This is a genomic window from Paenibacillus azoreducens (genome assembly GCF_021654775.1).
Lineage (GTDB): Bacteria > Bacillota > Bacilli > Paenibacillales > Paenibacillaceae > Paenibacillus_AQ > Paenibacillus_AQ azoreducens.
This window is the reverse complement of sequence record NZ_AP025343.1, coordinates 5,091,869-5,111,310: the sequence shown is the minus strand read 5'-3', so window position 1 is coordinate 5,111,310 and position 19,442 is coordinate 5,091,869. Positions and strand designations below refer to the sequence as shown.

General features: G+C 48.0%; 21 protein-coding genes. 18 read left to right on the top strand and 3 right to left on the bottom strand.

Going from position 1 to position 19,442, the window contains the following annotated elements:
- Positions 1-2: 2 nt before the first annotated feature.
- From ftsY to L6442_RS22630, 14 genes are all read left to right on the top strand, one after another.
- Complete coding sequence (gene ftsY / locus L6442_RS22695) at positions 3-1,007, top strand: signal recognition particle-docking protein FtsY (RefSeq protein ID WP_194231056.1); 1,005 nt, start codon at positions 3-5, stop codon at positions 1,005-1,007.
- Positions 1,008-1,257: 250 nt separating this feature from the next.
- Positions 1,258-2,091, top strand: a complete 834-nt coding sequence (locus L6442_RS22690; RefSeq protein WP_237100048.1) for a DUF5643 domain-containing protein — start codon at positions 1,258-1,260, stop codon at positions 2,089-2,091.
- Positions 2,092-2,160: 69 nt separating this feature from the next.
- Complete coding sequence (locus L6442_RS22685) at positions 2,161-2,727, top strand: RNA polymerase sigma factor (RefSeq protein ID WP_212978793.1); 567 nt, start codon at positions 2,161-2,163, stop codon at positions 2,725-2,727.
- Complete coding sequence (locus L6442_RS22680) at positions 2,720-4,204, top strand: hypothetical protein (RefSeq protein ID WP_212978792.1); 1,485 nt, start codon at positions 2,720-2,722, stop codon at positions 4,202-4,204. The genes L6442_RS22685 and L6442_RS22680 overlap by 8 nt, the downstream gene beginning before the upstream one ends.
- Positions 4,205-4,526: 322 nt before the next feature.
- A complete protein-coding gene (gene trhA / locus L6442_RS22675; RefSeq protein ID WP_194231052.1) occupies positions 4,527-5,174 on the top strand; it encodes a PAQR family membrane homeostasis protein TrhA in 648 nt (215 codons plus the stop codon).
- 159 nt (positions 5,175-5,333) lie between these two features.
- Complete coding sequence (locus L6442_RS22670; RefSeq protein ID WP_194231051.1) at positions 5,334-5,690, top strand: putative DNA-binding protein; 357 nt, start codon at positions 5,334-5,336, stop codon at positions 5,688-5,690.
- A gap of 25 nt (positions 5,691-5,715) precedes the next feature.
- Positions 5,716-7,098, top strand: coding sequence for a signal recognition particle protein (gene ffh, locus L6442_RS22665; RefSeq protein ID WP_212978791.1), 1,383 nt, complete (start codon positions 5,716-5,718; stop codon positions 7,096-7,098).
- Between the two features lie 42 nt (positions 7,099-7,140).
- Positions 7,141-7,413: a 30S ribosomal protein S16 gene (gene rpsP, locus L6442_RS22660; RefSeq protein WP_127599456.1), complete on the top strand. Its 273-nt coding sequence runs from the start codon at positions 7,141-7,143 to the stop codon at positions 7,411-7,413.
- Positions 7,414-7,435: 22 nt separating this feature from the next.
- Positions 7,436-7,666, top strand: a complete 231-nt coding sequence (locus tag L6442_RS22655) for a KH domain-containing protein (protein WP_194231049.1) — start codon at positions 7,436-7,438, stop codon at positions 7,664-7,666.
- Positions 7,667-8,178: 512 nt separating this feature from the next.
- Positions 8,179-8,697 carry a ribosome maturation factor RimM gene (gene rimM / locus L6442_RS22650; RefSeq protein WP_194231048.1) on the top strand — a complete coding sequence of 173 codons (519 nt, stop codon included), beginning with the start codon at positions 8,179-8,181 and terminating at the stop codon, positions 8,695-8,697.
- A gap of 4 nt (positions 8,698-8,701) precedes the next feature.
- On the top strand, positions 8,702-9,451 hold the full coding sequence (gene trmD, locus L6442_RS22645; protein ID WP_212978861.1) for a tRNA (guanosine(37)-N1)-methyltransferase TrmD: 750 nt from the start codon (positions 8,702-8,704) through the stop codon (positions 9,449-9,451).
- A 43-nt stretch (positions 9,452-9,494) separates the two neighbouring features.
- Positions 9,495-10,850, top strand: coding sequence for a dipeptidase (locus tag L6442_RS22640; RefSeq protein ID WP_212978790.1), 1,356 nt, complete (start codon positions 9,495-9,497; stop codon positions 10,848-10,850).
- A 232-nt stretch (positions 10,851-11,082) separates the two neighbouring features.
- Positions 11,083-12,039 (top strand): GNAT family N-acetyltransferase, encoded by a 957-nt coding sequence (locus L6442_RS22635; RefSeq protein WP_212978789.1) that lies wholly within the window; start codon positions 11,083-11,085, stop codon positions 12,037-12,039.
- A 16-nt stretch (positions 12,040-12,055) separates the two neighbouring features.
- A complete protein-coding gene (locus L6442_RS22630; protein ID WP_212978788.1) occupies positions 12,056-12,217 on the top strand; it encodes a hypothetical protein in 162 nt (53 codons plus the stop codon).
- Positions 12,218-12,273: 56 nt separating this feature from the next.
- Here the strand turns inward: L6442_RS22630 and L6442_RS22625 are convergent, their stop codons facing one another.
- Together L6442_RS22625 and L6442_RS22620 are read right to left on the bottom strand one after the other, a co-directional pair.
- A complete protein-coding gene (locus L6442_RS22625; RefSeq protein WP_228100994.1) occupies positions 12,274-12,825 on the bottom strand; it encodes a winged helix-turn-helix domain-containing protein in 552 nt (183 codons plus the stop codon).
- A gap of 122 nt (positions 12,826-12,947) precedes the next feature.
- On the bottom strand, positions 12,948-14,234 hold the full coding sequence (locus L6442_RS22620) for an MFS transporter (protein ID WP_212978787.1): 1,287 nt from the start codon (positions 14,232-14,234) through the stop codon (positions 12,948-12,950).
- Between the two features lie 526 nt (positions 14,235-14,760).
- On the opposite strand from L6442_RS22620, the gene rplS reads away from it, so the two are divergent.
- The 4 genes from rplS to L6442_RS22600 all read left to right on the top strand — a co-directional run bounded on the left by rplS (position 14,761) and on the right by L6442_RS22600 (position 18,447).
- Positions 14,761-15,105: a 50S ribosomal protein L19 gene (gene rplS / locus L6442_RS22615; RefSeq protein WP_127599436.1), complete on the top strand. Its 345-nt coding sequence runs from the start codon at positions 14,761-14,763 to the stop codon at positions 15,103-15,105.
- Between the two features lie 152 nt (positions 15,106-15,257).
- Positions 15,258-15,884 (top strand): signal peptidase I, encoded by a 627-nt coding sequence (gene lepB / locus L6442_RS22610; protein ID WP_194231043.1) that lies wholly within the window; start codon positions 15,258-15,260, stop codon positions 15,882-15,884.
- 54 nt (positions 15,885-15,938) lie between these two features.
- Positions 15,939-16,805 carry a ribosome biogenesis GTPase YlqF gene (gene ylqF / locus L6442_RS22605; protein ID WP_212978786.1) on the top strand — a complete coding sequence of 289 codons (867 nt, stop codon included), beginning with the start codon at positions 15,939-15,941 and terminating at the stop codon, positions 16,803-16,805.
- 475 nt (positions 16,806-17,280) lie between these two features.
- Complete coding sequence (locus L6442_RS22600) at positions 17,281-18,447, top strand: polysaccharide deacetylase family protein (protein ID WP_212978785.1); 1,167 nt, start codon at positions 17,281-17,283, stop codon at positions 18,445-18,447.
- 93 nt (positions 18,448-18,540) lie between these two features.
- Here L6442_RS22600 and L6442_RS22595 read toward each other — a convergent pair whose 3' ends face one another.
- Entirely contained in the window at positions 18,541-19,176 is a 636-nt protein-coding gene (locus L6442_RS22595; RefSeq protein WP_212978784.1) for a helix-turn-helix transcriptional regulator, read from the bottom strand.
- Positions 19,177-19,442 lie beyond the last annotated feature (266 nt).

The window sequence follows — 19,442 nt, the reverse complement described above, 5'->3', positions numbered from 1 at the left end:
ATATGAGCTTTTTTAAAAAGCTGAAAGAAAGCATTTCGAGCAAGACGGAATCGGTTACCAGGCAGTTCCGCGACGGACTGGAGAAAACCCGCAAGGGATTTGTCGAGAAAGTGGCGGACCTGATGATCCGCCGCAAAAAAATCGACGAGGAATTTTATGAGGAGCTTGAAGAGATTTTGATCGGCGCCGATGTGGGCGTCAATACGGTCATGGATCTGATTGACGACCTGCGCGCCGAGGTGAAAAAGCAGCGGATTGAAGATGCGTCCGAACTGCAGCCGATTTTATCGCAAAAGCTGATGGAACTGCTGCGCGGGGATGATGACAATTCCATTCGAATGAACCCGGACGGCATTACCGTAATCCTGTTTGTCGGAGTCAACGGCGTTGGCAAAACGACGACGATCGGCAAGTTGGCGCACCGTTTCAAGCAGGAAGGCAAAAAAGTTCTGCTTGCCGCAGGCGACACGTTCCGGGCCGGAGCGATTGAGCAGCTTGAAGTATGGGGCCAGCGTGCCGGGGTCGAGGTCATCAAACAGCATGCCGGGTCCGATCCGGCAGCCGTCATGTTCGATGCCGTGCAAGCTGCGAAGCAGCGTCAGGCCGATGTCCTGATCTGCGATACGGCAGGCCGCCTGCAAAACAAAACGAATCTGATGGAAGAGCTGAACAAAATCTTCCGGGTCATTCAGCGCGAAATCCCCGGAGCGCCCCATGAAGTACTAATGGTGCTGGATGCGACGACAGGTCAAAATGCGCTGAACCAAGCGAAGCTTTTTGGCGAAAAAAGCGGCGTTACCGGGCTTGTGCTTACGAAATTGGACGGAACTGCCAAAGGCGGCATTGTTGTCGCGATTCGCCAGGAGCTTAATCTGCCGGTGAAATTCGTAGGCTTGGGCGAAAAAATGGAGGATTTGCAGCCATTTGATTCCCAGCAGTTCGTACATGCTCTGTTCGCCGGGTTGATCCGGGAGGAAGAGCAGAATTCCGAGGGCGACGTACAATAAACGGCAAGTGTCAGTCAATAAAATCATGGATCCCGCGACTCTTTTCAGTATTTAACACTGAAAGGGGTCGCTTTTTATTTTGTTTGGCCGCGGGCCGGACGCGTTTTGACGTTCCCTATTTTTTTGCGGAAATAATGAACCGGTTCGCTTTCTCTTTCGCCTATATAGCAAAAGAAACAAACGTGTTCTTCAGGAACGCCGGGGGCGGAAGCGAAGATGCGCATTTGTTTCAAAACCAATAGAGGAGGAAATGATGATGAAAAAAACGACGATCGCCGTATTGAGTGCAGCTTTATTGTTTGGAGGGATGTTGCATATCCCCGCGGCGCACGCTGCCGCCCAAAACGAAGCGGCCCAAAGCGATGCTAATTCCGCTATTCATTTCAAGTTGAATCCAGGGATCAAAAAACAATATGGGGAAGCCGCATTTGAACTGGAAACGCTGGCAGCTTCGCCTAAGGAGACGGAATTTACCATTTCGCGTATCGTTCCTGAGAATATTAACGAAGAAATAGACCGAAATATTATGAAAATGAATTATATCGTCATGGACAATAACGGCTGGATTTACGACAGGATTCAGGCCAAGGAACAATGGCGGGAAAATCCGGATGGCGTCCTGGCACGCGTGTTTACCGAAAAGGTGGAAGCTTTTAGAGGCAAACCCAAAGAATTGATCTTGAAGCCTTATATCGGGGGCGATTATGATGACAAAAGTACGGCGCTTGCGCAGAAAGCCAATGTGGCTGCACGGCTCACAGGGAAATTCCCGCTGGTTCTTGACCAAGGCAAGATTGGGAGTGTGTCTGTAACGGGTGTGGATTTTCAAAAGGACAAGACTGTACTTTCCTTATCGGCAAAAGGGGAAACCGCTTCTCTCCAAATTCAGGCGACATGGCTAATGCAGAACGGAAAGAGCCTGCAATGCGCAAGCAAAAAACTGATCGGCGTAGATCAAGACGTTTATCGCTATCAAATGGAATTCCCGGCTGTCAACCGGAAAGCGCAGCTGGAGGTGATGACGAAACGGATGACACCGGTGACGTTTTTGAATGAGCTGGAAATGAGGGTAAATCTTCCATAACCAAAAAATGAACCGGAGCGGTGCCGGCTTCGCCTATATCATACAGAACAAATTTAGGAAGTGATGCCCATGTGTTGCGAAGAGCAGTGGATGCTGCGCTGCCGCAGCGGAGACAAAGACGCTTTTTACAAACTGGTTGAGCCGTATCTTGACCGCGTGTACAGCACATCGACCGCCATTTTACGTTCAACGCATCTCGCGGAAGACGCTGTTCAAAATGCCATGATCGAAGCCTATCAGGCTATTATGAACGGAAAAGAAATTCGCAATTTCGGAAGTTGGTTCAAAAAAGTGGCGGCGATGCGGGCGATGGATTTGGCCAGAAAACGGTCGAGATTAAGTAAACGGACCGCGGATTTCGGGGAGTGGGAACCGGTAGATCATCAAAGGCAACCGGTTGATACCATGCTGGAGAATGAAGAGAAATCTTTGCTTTTTGCACAGGTCATGTCTCTTCCGATCCGGTACCGTTCCGTTATTTTACTGTATTACTATCAGGAGATGTCATTGGATGAAATATCGGAAGTGCTCGGCGTGAAAAAGGGGACCGTCAAATCCAGGCTTCATACCGCCCGGTCCAAATTGCTTAAGCTTCAACAATCGAATCATTCAAAGAGGGTGATTTTTCATGTTTGAGTTCAATGACAACAAAGAACTGGAACGGGAACTGAAGGCGGCCATGGATCAACTGGAGGCCCCTGATACCTTAAAGGCATTTGCCAAAAACATCGCTGTGCATACGAATGGCGGTAAAAGCAAAACCATCCGTCCACGCAAAAAGATCATCACCGGGCTTGCTGCAGGCTGTGCCGCTTCGCTGCTGTTGATTTTTACGGCCCAAGTTTCGCCCGCATTTGCAGGATTCGTTCATTCCATTCCGGGATTTTCAGTCGCCTCGGATTGGCTGGATTCGCTGCGCGGGCGCGACGGGGTACAGAACGCCGGGGACCATGACTATCGGCCGTTTGAGCCGGTGACCCAAAAATTCGGGAACACGACGCTAAGCCTGGCCGACGTCTATTTGACAGGCGATAAGTTGATGTATAAAGCGTTTATCCAATCAGAGGATATCAAGCGGCAATTGATTCAAAATCCCGACGGAAGCCCTGGGTTCAATACGAGGACAGGGAAAAATTACATCGTGCAAAATCTGGACGTGCCGGCTTTATCCGGCGGACTTTCCGAGAACATCATTTATGATGAAGAAACGCATGAGCCGATTCTCGTTCTGTCCAACAAGATGCAGCTAAATCCGGAAGAAGTGAAAGCTTTTTTAAACGGAAATCCGGATAAGCTCAGGTTTGCGGTCGGCGTTATCGAAGCAGGCAGTAATAAAGTAGCCAACGAGTACAAAATGGAAGTGCCGTTTGACAAAACCCGATTGATGAAGGACAGAATCGTCCCTGTGCACCAGCCGGTCAAGCTTGCGGGCCGTCCGGAGTTTCCGGCGGTTACGGTTGAAAAACTCAAAATTACGCCTGTCAACACCTATATCGATTTGAGTTTCGACCATTCGGATGCGTATGACCTCGGATTCGATCCGGCGGATTATTTGGAGCGCCATTCGATTACACTTATCGATGATCATGGCAAAGCATATCCAATGGAAGGCTTCAAGCTGGAAAACGACGGAACCGGATCGGGACAAGTTGAACTGGCATTCACCTCCTCACCGTATTTTGACAAAAGCGTGCGGAATCTGCAGTTTTATATGGACAACGTAGAAATAACGGATCGGGAGGATGAATCCTTTATGCTAGAGCTGCATGAGCAGCTGCCAAAAACGATCCAATACAAAGATGCGTCCTTCATTCTCACGGATGCTCATTATGAAAACGGGTTATTAAAAATCAAAGTCAAGCAAAACCCGGAAGACCGGATGAAGCTCAGATTCTCCATCCCTTCTTTCCAAGCGGAAATTTCGCAAGAAGAGCGGGGAAAATACGATGCGGAGAACGCGGATCAGAGAAAAGAAGTGCTTGTGCCTGAAGACGGTAAAAGCGAATACGATTTGTCCATTATGGCGCCGAAGCAGGAAACCTATCGCATCCATGTGCGGATGGAAGACCATAAAGTGAAGGTAGGTCGGGAGTTCAAGTTTGATCTTCCATAATACTTAATCTAAAACAGATAAATTTTCGCGCAATATGGCGCTTTTGGGTTCGTTCTATAATGGCCTCTTTTCCGGGAGTGGAAAAGAGGCTGTTTTTGTCGTCGGTCGTACACGCACACCTTCCGCCGTATTTTCATAAGCTTTAGCAAGAGCAAGGCAAGCCTAATCCGGGATACTTGGTGACAGGAATTACATAAGCAGCATGGAATAATCCCGATTTTTTCCGAAAAGGGTCACCCCCGCAGCCGGATTTTTCAAAAGTGGAAATGGAAGGGGATGAACGGTTATAATGATAAGAAAAGAAACAATGAGAGGATTATTCATGGCAAATACACATACCTACAGCCGGAAGGAAGAAGTGGCGAACGCCATTACCCATGGAATCGGAGCATTGCTCAGCGTTGCCGCGTTGGTACTGCTCGTCGTCTTTTCATCGATGAAGGGTACGGCCTGGCATATTGTCAGTTTTTCGGTTTATGGAACAACGATGCTGATTCTTTATCTGAATTCCACGCTGGTGCACAGTTTCAAAGAGGGGAAGGTCAAAGACCTGTTCGAAATTTTCGACCATTCCTCGATCTATCTGTTTATTGCAGGCACATACACGCCGTTTATGCTGGTGGCCATCCGTGGTCCTCTAGGCTGGTCTTTATTTGGAACGGTATGGGGGATCGCTTTGCTAGGATGCATATTTAAAGCATTTTTCACGAAGCGTTTTCTCTTTATGTCCACGATCTTCTATCTCCTGATGGGGTGGATGGTTGTGATTGCCTGGGGACCTCTTACGGCGGCAATCGCTACGGGCGGAATCATTTTGCTCACTGTAGGGGGGCTGCTGTATACGCTAGGCACCGTATTTTACGTCTGGCGGGGATTTCCTTACCATCATGCCATTTGGCATTTATTCGTACTGGGAGGCAGTATCGTTCACTTTTTTGCAGTATTGATTTATCTGCTGCCATGGTCATAATGAGGCTGACTTCAGGCAGAAAGCGGCCGGATACAAGCGCCGAGCAATCAATGGAAAGATGACAAGGAATAATGCTTGACATCTTTCTTTGTTTTATGTATTATAATGAACGTTGAAGAAGTGTAAAGTGTTTTTCCTTGACGAAGGGAGTGCCCTTACATGAGTCAGGAGAATAGGCTCGAGAAAACGAACCGGATCAATTTGCTTTTTGATTTCTACGAACAGCTGTTGACAGAGAAACAGCAGATGTTCCTTAAATATTACTTTCATGATGATTTTTCCCTCGGGGAGATCGCCGCGGAGTTTGAGATTAGCCGGCAGGCGGTATATGAACATATCAAACGGGCCGAGCAGGTGCTTGAGCAATACGAGGATAAGCTCGGACTTCTGCGAAAGCATGCTCAGCGTGTACAAGATCTTGAAAAGCTGCGCGAACTGGTGAATGCCAGCGAAATGGCACAGGATCAGAAAATAAGCATCAACAAAATGGTAGATCATTTGGAAGCATGGGAATAAAGTGAAATGAAGGAGGTGGCGGTCCATGGCATTTGAAGGATTAACCAGCAGGCTGCAAAATGTGTTCAGCAAGCTGCGCGGCAAAGGTAAGGTATCCGAAGATGACGTCAACGAGGCAATGCGCGAGGTGCGTCTTGCGCTGCTCGAGGCCGACGTTAACTTTAAAGTCGTCAAGGACTTTGTTGGCAAGGTAAAGGAGAAGGCCATCGGTACGGAAGTGATGGAGAGCTTTACTCCAGGCATGGTCATCATCGATATTGTCAATAAAGAGCTCACCGAGCTGATGGGGGGAAGCCAGGCGAAGCTGGCGAAGGCGAATAAGCCGCCAACCGTCATTATGATGGTCGGCCTGCAGGGTGCGGGTAAGACTACAACCTCCGGCAAGCTGGCAAAAATGCTGCAGAAGCAAAACCATCGTCCGCTGCTGGTTGCCGGCGATATTTACCGCCCGGCGGCGATCAAGCAGCTGCAGGTATTGGGCGAGCAGATCAACGTGCCCGTGTTTTCGCTTGGGGACAAGACAAGCCCGGTTGAAATTGCCAAGCAAAGTTTGCAGCATGCCAAAGACAACGGCCATGATTATCTGATCGTCGATACTGCCGGACGTTTGCATGTCGATGAACAGCTGATGGAAGAGCTTCGGCAAATTCACAGCGAGATCAAGCCGGATGAAGTGCTGCTCGTGGTTGATGCGATGACCGGTCAAGATGCGGTTAACGTAGCGGATACCTTTAACAAGCAGCTTGAACTTACTGGCGTTGTGCTGACCAAGCTCGATGGCGATACCCGCGGCGGTGCCGCGCTTTCCGTCAAGGCTGTAACCGGCTGTCCGATCAAATTCGCGGCGCTTGGCGAGAAGGTCGACGCGCTGGAACCGTTCCATCCGGAACGGATGGCTTCACGCATTCTCGGCATGGGCGACATGCTTTCTTTGATCGAAAAAGCGCAGTCCAACATTGACGCCGAAAAAGCCAAGGAAATGGAGCGCAAAATGCGCAACGCCGAATTTACTTTTGACGATTTCCTTGAGCAGATGGAGCAGGTCAAGAAGCTGGGGCCGATCGACCAGATCATGGATATGATTCCCGGCATGGGCAAGCTTAAGCAGGCCAAAGATTTGAAGGTCGACGAGAAACAGATGGGCCGCATCGAAGCCATCGTCTTCTCGATGACAAAAGAAGAGAAGCGAAGCCCGGACATCATCAACCATAACCGCCGTAAGCGGATTGCCGCGGGCAGCGGCACCTCGCTCGCCGAAGTGAACCGGCTTATCAAGCAGTTTGACGAGATGCGCCGGATGATGAAGCAGTTCTCGGATATGATGGGACCAAAGGGCCCTAAAGGAAAGGCCATGAAACAGCTTAAAGGATTGGCCGGCAAAGGCGGAATGAGATTTCCGTTCCGCTGATGCCTGAATTATAGAGTTTATTTATTGAAGGAGGTGAATTTCGTGGCAGTACGTATTCGTCTGAAACGCATGGGTGCTCATAAAGCTCCTTTCTACCGTATCGTGGTATCGGATTCCCGTTCTCCGCGTGACGGCCGTTTTATCGAAGAAATCGGTTACTACAATCCGGTTCAACAACCGGCTGAAGTTAAAATCGATGAAGATAAAGCTCTTGCTTGGCTCCAAAATGGTGCGCAAGCTTCCGACACTGTTCGCAACTTGCTGAGCAAAGCGGGCGTAATGAAGAAGTTCCATGAGTCTAAGCAACAGAAATAATGACTGAATGTGAGGGTTATCTATGGAAGAATTAGTTGGTGTTATTGCTAAGGCTTTAGTGGATCATCCCGATGAGGTGGCCGTGAAGAAGGTGGAGAAGGATCACCTGATTGTGTATGAGCTGAACGTACATCCGGACGATGTCGGGAAGGTCATTGGCAAACAGGGACGGATCGCCAAAGCGCTTCGCACGGTAGTCACTTCCGCAGCAGTCAAAATGGATAAACGCGTGACCGTGGATATTATATCTTAAAGGTATGCGAAGGGGGTTAGGGATGTATTTCCTAACCCCTTTTTGAAGATTATAGAATATATAAGTTTTAAGCGAAGCTTAAGCAATTCTATAATGGCAAAATAACCCCACAAAGTGTATCGGAAAGAAGTAAGGGCGCCTGAAGGGCGCTTTTGCGGAGCAAAAGTACTGAGTGGAACCTATGCTTCGATGCTTACTCCAAATACTTTGCGGGGACCCCAAAAAAAACTTATTAAGAAAAACATCCGCTAAATGCGGTCTGTCTTCTTAGAAAGTACGTCGATAGACGTTTTTTTTGTAAGTATAGAATTATAAAGTTCGCAAGAAGAACAACCATTAAACGCGGCCTGTCTTCTTAGAAGGTACATCGATCGACGTTTTTGTTTTATATTAATAAGGGGATGTAAAGTCTCCGGTCTTCTGTATTTTGCGGGAAACGGACCGCAAGACGGAACGTTTTCCGTTCCGGCTCCGGTAGGGCCGGATCCAGCATCAAACGGTAGGAGGAAGTTATGCCGCAAACCATGTTGAATGTAGGCAAAATTGTAAATACACACGGGATCAGGGGAGAGATCAAGGTACTGCCGCATACTGATTTTCCCGAAGTCCGCTTCGCCAAAGGCAGCGAACTGCTGATCGTACCTGAAGACGGAAAAGCTCCGCTGCCCGTCACCGTACAGTCTTCCAGATTTCATAAGAATATGTACATTGTGAAGCTGAAGGAGTACGATAATATAAATGATGTGGAAAAGTATAAAGGCAGTATGCTCAAGGTCACCCAGGAGGATTTGGTGGAGCTGCCGGAAGACGAATATTATTTCCATCAGATTATCGGATGCCAGGTCGTAACGGATGAAGGCCAGGAGCTTGGAGTCATTACCGATATTCTTACGCCTGGGGCTAATGACGTATGGGTGGTGCAGCCAAAGGGCGGAAAAAGCATCCTGATTCCCTACATCGATGATGTCGTGCTTGATGTAAATGTGCAGGACCGCAAGGTGCTTGTGCATGTGATGGAAGGACTGCTGTAGGATGATGAGGGTAGATGTACTAACATTGTTCCCGGAGATGATGGACGGCGTGTTCCACTCCAGCATCCTTGGCAAAGCGCAGGAAAAAGGAATCGTAAACCTGAACGCGGTCAATTTCCGAGAGTATTCAAGCAGCAAGCACGGCACGGTGGATGACACACCGTACGGCGGCGGGGGAGGGATGGTCCTGAAGCCGGAGCCTATTTTTTCGGCCGTAGAGGATCTGCTGTCCCAGACTTCGGCAGCACCAAGAGTCATTTTAATGTGCCCGCAGGGAGAAACCTTCACGCAGCAAAAAGCGGAAGAGCTTGCGGCTGAAGAGCATCTGATCTTCATCTGCGGACATTATGAGGGGTATGACGAACGGATTCGTGAGCATCTGGTGACAGACGAGCTGTCGATCGGCGATTATGTTCTCACGGGCGGGGAACTTCCGGCGATGGTGGCGATCGATTCGGTCGTGCGGCTGCTGCCTGGCGTGCTGGGAAATGAAACCTCGGCCGTTACGGATTCGTTCAGCACCGGACTGCTTGAATATCCGCATTATACCCGACCCGCCGAGTTTCGGGGCTGGAAGGTGCCTGATATTTTGCTCAGCGGGCATCATGCCAATATTGAGCTGTGGCGCCGGGAACAGGCTTTGAAGCGCACGCTGGAGCGCCGGCCCGACTTGCTAGAGCAGGTGGAACTTACCGACCAAGACCGCAAGATGATTAAACGTCTGCGGCAGGAACAGCAGGAAAACGGCGATTAAGGCGATTTTCCTGCTTCATTTTCATTTTTAAAGGAGGATTCCAATGGATTATAAAGATTATTTCCAGGGCAATAGAGACAAGCATTTGAATGAGCTGAAGGAATGGTTGTCCATTCCCAGCGTCTCGGCATTATCCGAACATAAATCCGATGTCAAAAAGGCTGCGCAGTGGCTTGCCGATACGATGACGCGGGCCGGGCTGGAAAACGTCAAAATTCACGAAACGAAAGGCCATCCGATCGTTTATGCCGACTATTTGCATGCCGAAGGCAAGCCGACGGTTCTTGTATACGGCCATTATGACGTGCAGCCGGTCGATCCGCTCCATCTATGGCAAACCCCTCCTTTTGAGCCGGATATCCGCGATGGCAAATTGTTTGCCAGAGGCGCGACCGATGACAAAGGCCAGTTGTTCCTACATATTAAAGCCGTGGAAGCCATTCTTTCGCAGGAAAAAGAACTCCCTGTCAATATCAAGTTCTGCGTGGAAGGGGAAGAGGAAGTATCAAGCCCGAATTTGCCGATCTTCCTTGAAGAACATCAGGACATGTTGAAAGCGGATGTCGTACTTATCTCCGATACTTCGCTGCTTGAAAAAGGCAGACCGGCCATTTGCGTGGGACTCCGCGGTCTCTGCTCACTGGAAGTGGCTCTGCACACAGCCAACACCGACCTGCACTCAGGATCTTATGGCGGCGGCGTGCCAAACGCTCTGCATGCGATGGTCAGCCTGCTGGATTCCTTGCATGACAAAAACGGGCGGGTTAGCGTTGAAGGCTTCTATAAAGGCGTGCTTGAGCTGACGCCGGAGGACCATGAAGAATTCAAAAAGCAGTCTGTGGATGAAAACAAGCTGAAGCAGGATTTAGGTCTGGACGAACTGTTCGGTGAAGAAGGATTTACGTTCGCAGAAAGAACAGGGGCGCGTCCAACCTTGGAGCTGAACGGGGTTTATGGCGGATTCCAAGGGGAAGGCAGCAAAACCGTCATTCCGAAGGAAGCACACGCGAAAATTACATGCCGCCTGGTTGGCCATCAGGATCCGCAGGACGTTCTCGACAAAATCGAAAAGCATATTAACAGCCATGTGCCGACAGGCGCGAAGGTGACTGTCGTACAAATGGAGAAAGGCAATCCGTTTACGATCGACCCATCCACGCCTGTGCTGCAGAAGGCTGCCGATGCTTACGAGCATGTATATGGCACTCGTCCAGTATTTACCCGCGACGGGGGCTCCATTCCGATCGTAGAGACGTTTTCGCGCGTACTCGAAGCGCCTGTCGTCTGCATGGGCTTTGGCCTGCCGGATGAAAATCTGCATGCGCCAAACGAGCACTTCAACCTGGAGAACTTCGATAAAGGGCTGCTTACGATCGTGGATTTCTTGAAAAAAGTATAATATGACTGTACTAAAAATGCCGGTTAACAAAGCGAACCTTTGCTAACCGGCGTTTTTTGTTTAAGATTAACTTTCGGGGTTACGGTCATCTTTGTACCTTCCTTCGTTTTATTCTTCGTAAAGAGGTTGAAGGAAAAGGAAATTTCAAATATAATTCCATATATGAAATAAAATTTTAAGTCATGTTATATTTTTTGAAATATTTATTCTAACTTCAAAGGGGGACATTAAGATGAACATTATTCCTTTAAATGAGGTTTGGCTCCCGCAGATGTGCGAGCTTTGGAACCGGGAAATCGGCGAACTGTTTCCGATGCGCGAACAGCTGATGCGGCAAAATACGTTTCAAGATGAGAACGTTTACTTGGAAGGATCTAAATTGGCAGTGGATGAAGACGGTAAACTGCTCGGATTCGTGATCGCGAAAACATGGCAGGAGGCGCGGCGCGGAATGCGTTTGGGCGACGGCGGAGGCTGGATTCAGGCCATCCTCGTTCGAAGCGATGCGAGAGGGCAAGGGATTGGAAGCCAACTGCTTGAGCAAGCGGAAAATGCCCTTCGCGATGCGGGAGCCGGTTTGGCATACATCGGCAGGGATCCTTGGCACTACATCCCGGGCATCCCCAAGGCATTGCCGGAGGCAAGGGCATGGCTGGAGCATAGGGGGTACGAGGTATTATATGAAGTATTTGATCTTGTTAACCAAGCTCCGGAGAGCGAAGGACCGCAGACATATGCTGATGGCGCATACGCCCGTTTGCTGGAGGAACAGGACCAGGACGAAATGCTGCGTTTCTTCAAGCGCTGCTTCCCGGGCCGCTGGTATTATGAAGCACAATGCTACTGGGAGCGCGGAGGGAAAGGCCGGGAATTCGTCGGCTTGTTTAACGGTGATGAGATGATCGGATTTTGCCGAGTCAATGACGGACAATCTCCGTTGATCGCCCAGAACACTTATTGGGCTCCGCTGTTTGACGGTCCGCTCGGCGGCATCGGCCCGCTTGGCGTTGACGACCGTTTTCGCGGCAAAGGTTACGGGCTGGCCATCGTCAAAGATGGAGTGGCGGAATTGGCAAGCCGCGGCGTCAAAAATATGGTCATCGACTGGACCGAATTGGTTGATTTTTACGCCAAACTTGGTTTTACCGTCTGGAAGGGATATGATCTCGCCAAAAAAATGCTAAAATAAAGTTCAGGAAGATTATTTGAAAGTCAAAAACAGGCTGATCGCAAACGGAATTCCCCACCGTTCACGAATCGTGAACTGGGGATCAAAACAGAACATGCTGCAAACGAGAAAAATGGAATATTCCATTTATGTGGCCAAGGAAGATGAACAATCCGCCGCAGAAGCAAGCTCGAAATGAGCCTGCGTACCCAAAAGACCCCCTAGCAAAAGCTAGGGGGTCTTTTAAAGTTTGGTCTAATTTTCGAGCGATTTGGCAATCGTAATAAAAATATCGTATTTGACTTGACCGGGTTTTTGGCGTTCATGATGCTCTTCCACAAATCGATTGATTTTTTCGAAAAATTCCTTGGCTTCCTCTTCGGTAAGATATACCTCGGAGTTGCTCAGGTTACCGTAAGGTTTTTCCATGGTTTGGGATTTTAGAAACTTTTTTTTGTTTTCCTCATACAGGTCCGAAAGCAGTTTTTGGGTTTCGGAAATGAATATCTTTTTTGCGGTTTCGTCCGCACCATCATCGCGTTTGATCCGGACTGCCCCTTTGAAAGGCTCATAATACTTGGCGTTTATGCCGTTGATTTCCTTTGTGCTTACCAAATTAATAAGCCCTATGCTTTCAAGCTTTTTGGCATGATAATACACTTTTGCCGGAACCTCGCCCATTTCGTCGGCAATTTCCTTAATCGTTGCCGGGTGGTCCATACGCTGAAAATGGCTTAATATCTTCATCCGGTAAGGATCAGAATATATCCGTATTTCCTCAATTGTGCTCAGTTCCTTTGTCTCCAATACAAACGCTCCTCATATTCCTGCTTTTACAATCAAAGGACTTTCGAAAAATCCTAATTCCTAAATTTTATTATATAGCCCGAAGGGATAAAGCACAAAAGAATGTTTGTTTTGGACACGAATTATACACTCATGAATTTTTTTTGGGTCAGGAGCAGCAAACCGGGGATCATCATTAAAATGCCGAAAATCAGGAATACGTGATTCGCATCCAGGACGCTGCCAGCATAACCGGCAATCAAGCCGCCAAGCGGTATGGTGCAGGTGCCGATCATGCTGGACAAGGCCCCAATGCGGCCGAGCATATCATGCGGCGTCGTTTCCATCATAAAGGTCGAGACCGGAGTATTGATGAATGAAATTGCAAACCCCATGCCGAAGCAACAGATAGCCGCCGCATAAAGCGGATAAAAGCCGATGAATGCCGGCATATATAACAAGCTGTAGGTGACCCCCAGCAAAAGATAGCCGAATACGATCAGGGTGCTTTTTTTGAAGGCGGATCCTTTTTGGCTGATATAGATACCGCTCAGAACCATGCCGGTGACGAGACTGATTCCAAGCAAGCTGAGTCCGAACGGACCGGAATGCAAGATCTCCTTGACATAAACGGGCTGAAGCACGTTCCACGGCGTAAGGCATAAATTGACGAAAGCCCCAGCCGAGATGGTAACCACAAGCATCGATTGTTTTCTCACATAATGAAAGCCGCTCAAAAACTCTTTCCAATAAGAAGCTGCTGCTTTCGGCGGGGATTCGCCGTTTGGCGAAACGGCAGATTTCACAGCCTGGTTAAAGCGGATCCCAAGGAATAGGATGGCTGCGATAAAAAAGGTCGCCGCATTAATCAACATCGAACCCGAAATGCCGACGAGAGCGATTAACCCTCCCGCGACGGCCAAGCCGCCTAGCTCTGCAGTCCGTGTAGCGGATGCGGTGATGGAGTTTCCGGTCAGCAGCAGTTCCTTGGGCAGTAAACGGGGCACGATCGACATTTCAGCCGGATTGGAAAAGCATTGAAAGGTCGAGTTGATAAACGTAAAAATGAACAAATGCCATGGCTGCAAATGGTTCGTCAAATAGAGCAGCGCGGTTAAGGTCACGATGACGCCGCGGCCGGAAGCTGCAATGATGAGGATTTTTTTCTTGGGCCATCGGTCAACCAAAACACCCGTAAATAAGCTGAAAGCAATACCCGGGATAAAATTGAAAGCAAATAGAGTGCCCATAAGGATTTCGGAGCCTGTTATCATGTAAACCATCCAGCTGTAGGCGATGGAATCGATAGAATCCCCGAAGTGAGATACCATTTTTGCAATCATCAAAAGCAGATAAGACTTATACGCGCTTAAAGCCCGGATTCCCTGCCGCCGCTGCGGCTGGGCTTGAACCATAACCGTTTCGCTCATGTTTTGCGCAACTCCATTCAACTTTTATTTACGTTAAAAATATTTTAACGATAAACTTATTTTATCCATATTCATCATCATTGCAATAGGTTTTTGGGAAAACGTTAAAATTTTTTTGACGATGGGCTGGTTCATCTCTAACGAAACGTGACATCGCTATTTGCAGCAAAAAAGGCTTTTTGAAATTTTAACGAAACAGGGTACCGGTATTAAGCTAAAAAGTGCCTGCAAGCCTGATTTGATCCCAAATAACGATCTATAGTTTCGTTAGATTTCATTTGCTCTTGTTTTTGAGGCAATAGCGCTCTGTAGTTTCGTTAGGGATACTTAGGGCGGCCCGAGCAGCTTTGTAGCGCTTGTCTATCGCATATACAATATCTAATAAATTGATGTTGCAAAGCGGCAAGTATATATGCTAAAATTAAGTCTGTTGTGTGGAATACGGTGGTCCGCTGCGGATGATGAAGGAAAGCAGATGGTTTTCCGGAAGAGGCATGAACACCTGTACGGAAGGAGGGAGTCCTAGATGAATATCCTACAAGCGATCACTCAAGAACAGCTTCGTAAAGATATCCCAAGTTTCCGTCCTGGCGACACTTTGAAAGTGCACGTTAAGGTTATCGAGGGATCTCGCGAACGTATCCAGTTGTTCGAGGGTGTTGTTATTAAACGTCGCGGTGGCGGAATCAGTGAGACTTTTACGGTTCGTAAAATTTCTTACGGTGTTGGTGTGGAAAGAACTTTCCCAATCAACTCGCCAAAAATTGAGAAAATCGAAGTGGCTCGCCGTGGTAAAGTGCGTCGTGCGAAGCTTTATTATCTTCGTGAACTTCGCGGTAAAGCAGCAAGAATTAAAGAAATTCGCCGTTAATAAGCGGTCAACGTCAAAGGGCTTGATTTCAAGCCCTTTTCGTTTTAGGATAAGAAATGTTACGGCTCCGTATAGGAGCTTTTCTTTTCGGCAAAGAAAATAAAAGATGCGCGGGACGCATGGCAAATGATGCAAGGAGAGGACGGTGAAGTATGCAGAAGGACATTCAGAATGATGAAGTGGAATTGGTACCGGAGGAGAAGGATTCCAAACCACCCAAAAAAGCGAAAAATGAAGTTGTGGAATGGTTAAAAGCGATTGTGATTGCTCTAATTCTGGTGGCTCTCATCCGCTGGCTTCTCTTTAAACCGTTTATTGTGGACGGGCCGTCGATGCAGCCGAATTTCCATACGGGCGAGCGGCTGATCGTTAATGAAATTCTTTATGATATCCGGTCTCCACATCGCGGAGAGGTTATCGTGTTCCACGTTCCTTCGGAAGGAAAGGACTTCATCAAACGGGTTATCGGCGTTGCGGGCGATACGGTGAAGGTAGAAGGCGACACGGTAACGGTGAACGGCAAGCCGATCAATGAGCCTTATATCAAGGATGCGATTGAGCAGAGTCATAAGGCAGGCCAGTTGTATAACGACAAGGACTTTCCGAACAGCGCGTTTCCTGAGGGAAAGGTACCTGAAGGCCATGTGTTTGTCATGGGAGATAACCGTTCGGACAGCACGGATAGCCGGATGATCGGATACGTGCCGCTTAGCGACATTGTCGGACGTGCGGATTTGATTTTTTGGCCTATCGGAGATGTGAAAGTGATAAAACATTAACAATCACCGATACTAGCTGGCTGGTTGTAGGCAAAAAAACGCGAGGTGATGACGGTGACGATTCAATGGTTTCCTGGCCATATGACAAGAGCGCGCCGCCAAATACAGGAAAAGCTGAAGCTGATTGACGTGGTGATCGAATTGATTGATGCCCGTCTTCCGCTGTCCAGCCGCAATCCGATGATTGACGAAATATTGCAGGGCAAGCCGCGGCTGATCATTATGAACAAAGCCGATCTTGCGGATCCTGCAGTGACCAGGCAGTGGCAGGATTATTTCAAGGAGCAGGGGCACGCGGCTTTTCCGGTTGACGCTTCCACTGGTACGGGAGTTAAGGAAATTCCGGGTCAACTGAAGCTGCTTCTGAAAGAAAAAATCGACAAGCAAATTGCCAAAGGCATGAAGCCGCGGGCGATCCGCGCGTTGATCGTCGGTATTCCGAATGTCGGCAAATCGACTCTGATCAACCGCTTAGCCGGACGCAGCATCGCTGCAACGGGCGACCGCCCGGGCGTGACCAAAGGCCAGCAGTGGATCAAGGTAGGCAGCGAAATCGAATTGCTTGATACCCCGGGGATTTTGTGGCCGAAGTTTGAAGACCAGAACGTAGGGTATAAGCTGGCTGTAACGGGCGCGATTAAGGAAGAGATTCTGAATGCGGAAGACATTGCCTTTTTCGCGGTCAAATATTTGGTGAGCTATTATTGGGACGCTTTCCGTGAACGGTTTGAACTCGAAGAGGATACGCCGCATAATCCGGATGAATCGGATGAAATCGTGGCGATCATGGAAGCGATAGGCCGCAAGCGCGGCTGTTTGGTTAGCGGAGGCAGGGTTGACCTTGAGAAAGCTTCACGGACCCTGCTGCGTGAGCTGAGGGCCGGGAAAATGGGCCGGTTCTCCATGGAATCTCCATATTGAGGCATGAAACCGGAAATGGAAAATTTGATACTAAATTAGAAAACCGCCTTTTGGCGGTTTTTTTTGTAGTTTATAGAATTTGTAGTTTTCTTGCTGCGCTTAAGCAATTCTATAATCGCAAGAAAAACATCTGCTAAACGCGGTCTGATCTTCTGTGAAAGTGCGTCGATAGACGTTTTTCCTATATTTAGGGTGTATAAGATTTTTGGGGTCCCCGCAAAGTATTTGGAATAGATCGAAGCATAGGCTCCACTCAGTACTTTTGCTTCGCAAAAGCGCCCTTCAGGCGCCCTTATTTCTTTCCGATACTCTTTGTGGGGTTATTTTATTGGGTATTCAGCCAATATAATATGTTGAGGCAGCAGCCATGTAGTTATGCCGGGAGGCGGCATTGAGGAAAAAAATGGATATCACTATACGGATTATGATAATCTGATGTGTAGAATGGATTTCGATCAGGCAAGGGGGAAAAAACTTGAAGCGGACATGGATGATAATAGCGGGCGTGAGCGCGGTCTTGACAGTGGCGATAGGCATCGTGCTTGTGAAGGGGCCCGCTTTCGTAAGAAATGATTTAAAACAAGGAGCCGGGATGGAACAGCCAGTCCCTGTCCGGCCGATCGGGCATACGGATAACGCGCTGAGTATTCCGAAGCAAATGGGCGTGGAGGAAGCGGAAACCCCGAGGCAATTTGGTTCTGTGCTTCCGGGAAGAAAAATCTCGCTTCAGGACACCTCCCTTCAAAATGAAAATCCAAAGCGGATTTATTATCGTAACAAGGTGATTGCACTGATGTACCATGAGGTGACGCCGGGACAGAAAAACAAGCAGAGCCTCAATGTCGAAAAATTCAAACGCCAGCTTGACCTGATGAAAGAGGGCGGTTTTCAATGGATCACGATGAATCAATACGTGCAGTTTGTCATGCATAACAAACCGGTGCCGCCCAATGCGGTGCTTATGACCTTTGACGACGGTTACGAATCCTTTTATGAGGATGTTTATCCTCTGCTTCTTGAGTATCATGTTCCGGCGACAAGCTTCCTGATCGTAAATGCCGTCGATAATCCGAAGCATATCGGGATACCGAAGTTGACCTGGGAGCAGGTCAAGGAAATGCATCTGAACGGCGTGGACTTTTACAGCCATTCTTTCGATTCCCATATGTATGCTCCCCTGGATGCGGCGGGAAAACGCTCCAAGGCTGTATTAAGGGGGCCGATTTATATTAAACAGCTTGGCCGGAAAGAATCCAAAGAAGAATACATTGCGCGGGTGCGCAGTGATATGGAGCGGGCCAATGCGGTTTTGCGCGAGAAAATAGGCAATACGATGAACGTCATTGCCTTTCCGTATGGCGTGTTTTCTCCGGCTTTGCTGCGGGTATGCAAGGAACTGGATACGCCGGTTTCCTTTACTGTGCTTCCAGGCATTAATAGACCAGGGGGACTGAACGGTTATCGGATTAATGCAGGCGGAGCCGACAACGATCCGGAAGCGTTGATCGCGTTGATGAAAAACGGGGGAATGATTGCCGGGAAACAGCCGAAAGGGGGAATCCCCGGATTAAAGCAGAAGCCGATAACGAAGCCGACGCTGCCTCCTGCCAGAAGCGGAAGCCACCGCATGGCCGTGGATTAACTCGGTCTGAAAGAACGTCAAAAGAGCAGCAGCAACGCCGGGATCAAGATGTATTTGCGGATTTTGCAAAAATGCTGATTTAGCCAAGCGTCATTAGCCAATATAACTATACAATGTATATTTGGAGATGTTAAAGAATTTAGAAATTTTATCACCAGACTTTGTAATTAAAAAAGCGCCCTTGCTATTTAAAAATTGAATGCATTTTACCTTATCTTCTTTGGTCATTAGGGCGACTGGTTTCCCGACGATTTTTATTGATTCCCGAATAAGTTCGTCTAAAAGTTCGTTAACATCTTGCGGAATCAGGTTAGGTTCGGATTCGGCTTCTTTTTCTTCGGGAGTAGCGGTCAATGCTTTGATGGCCGACTCTGCGGCGATTAGAGAAGAAACATCATAGTTGATGGAAAAAATAGCTTCTAAATTGCCTTCTTCATCTTTGATGTAAAGCGTGCTGGATTTTAAAACCCGTCCATCATGCGTACGGGTTAAATAGTTTATGCGATCGACCAGTTCATCCGGATCCTTTTGCAAAGCTTCCAAAACGACCTTTGAAGGACCGTCGCCTAAATGACGAGAGGTAACATGGCCGTTTTCGATCGAAACAATGGATTGGTCCATATCATTTGAATCTATCTTATGAATGACGATTTCACAGTCTTTACCGAATTGTCCGGCAAGAGCTTTTCCAACCTGGCTTAAAAATTTCAATTTGCTGTCTTGCAACATTGTTGCTATCCTCCTATTTGAGTTTTTTCAACAATATAGCGATCGGGAACGCACTAATTTAATAATAGCATGCAAATTTTTTAAGTACCACAAAAATATTTTTTAGGCAGTCTAGTTTTTTTTTAGGTAAAGTGCTATACTCATCTCGAAAGAGGAAATAAACGTTAATTCATTTCCGGAAAACGGATAGGAAGATTGTTTATTGGGATAAGCTTTTTAAGCCGGATTGAAAACGTTTACTATTTCATTTTAACTTTATCAGGAGA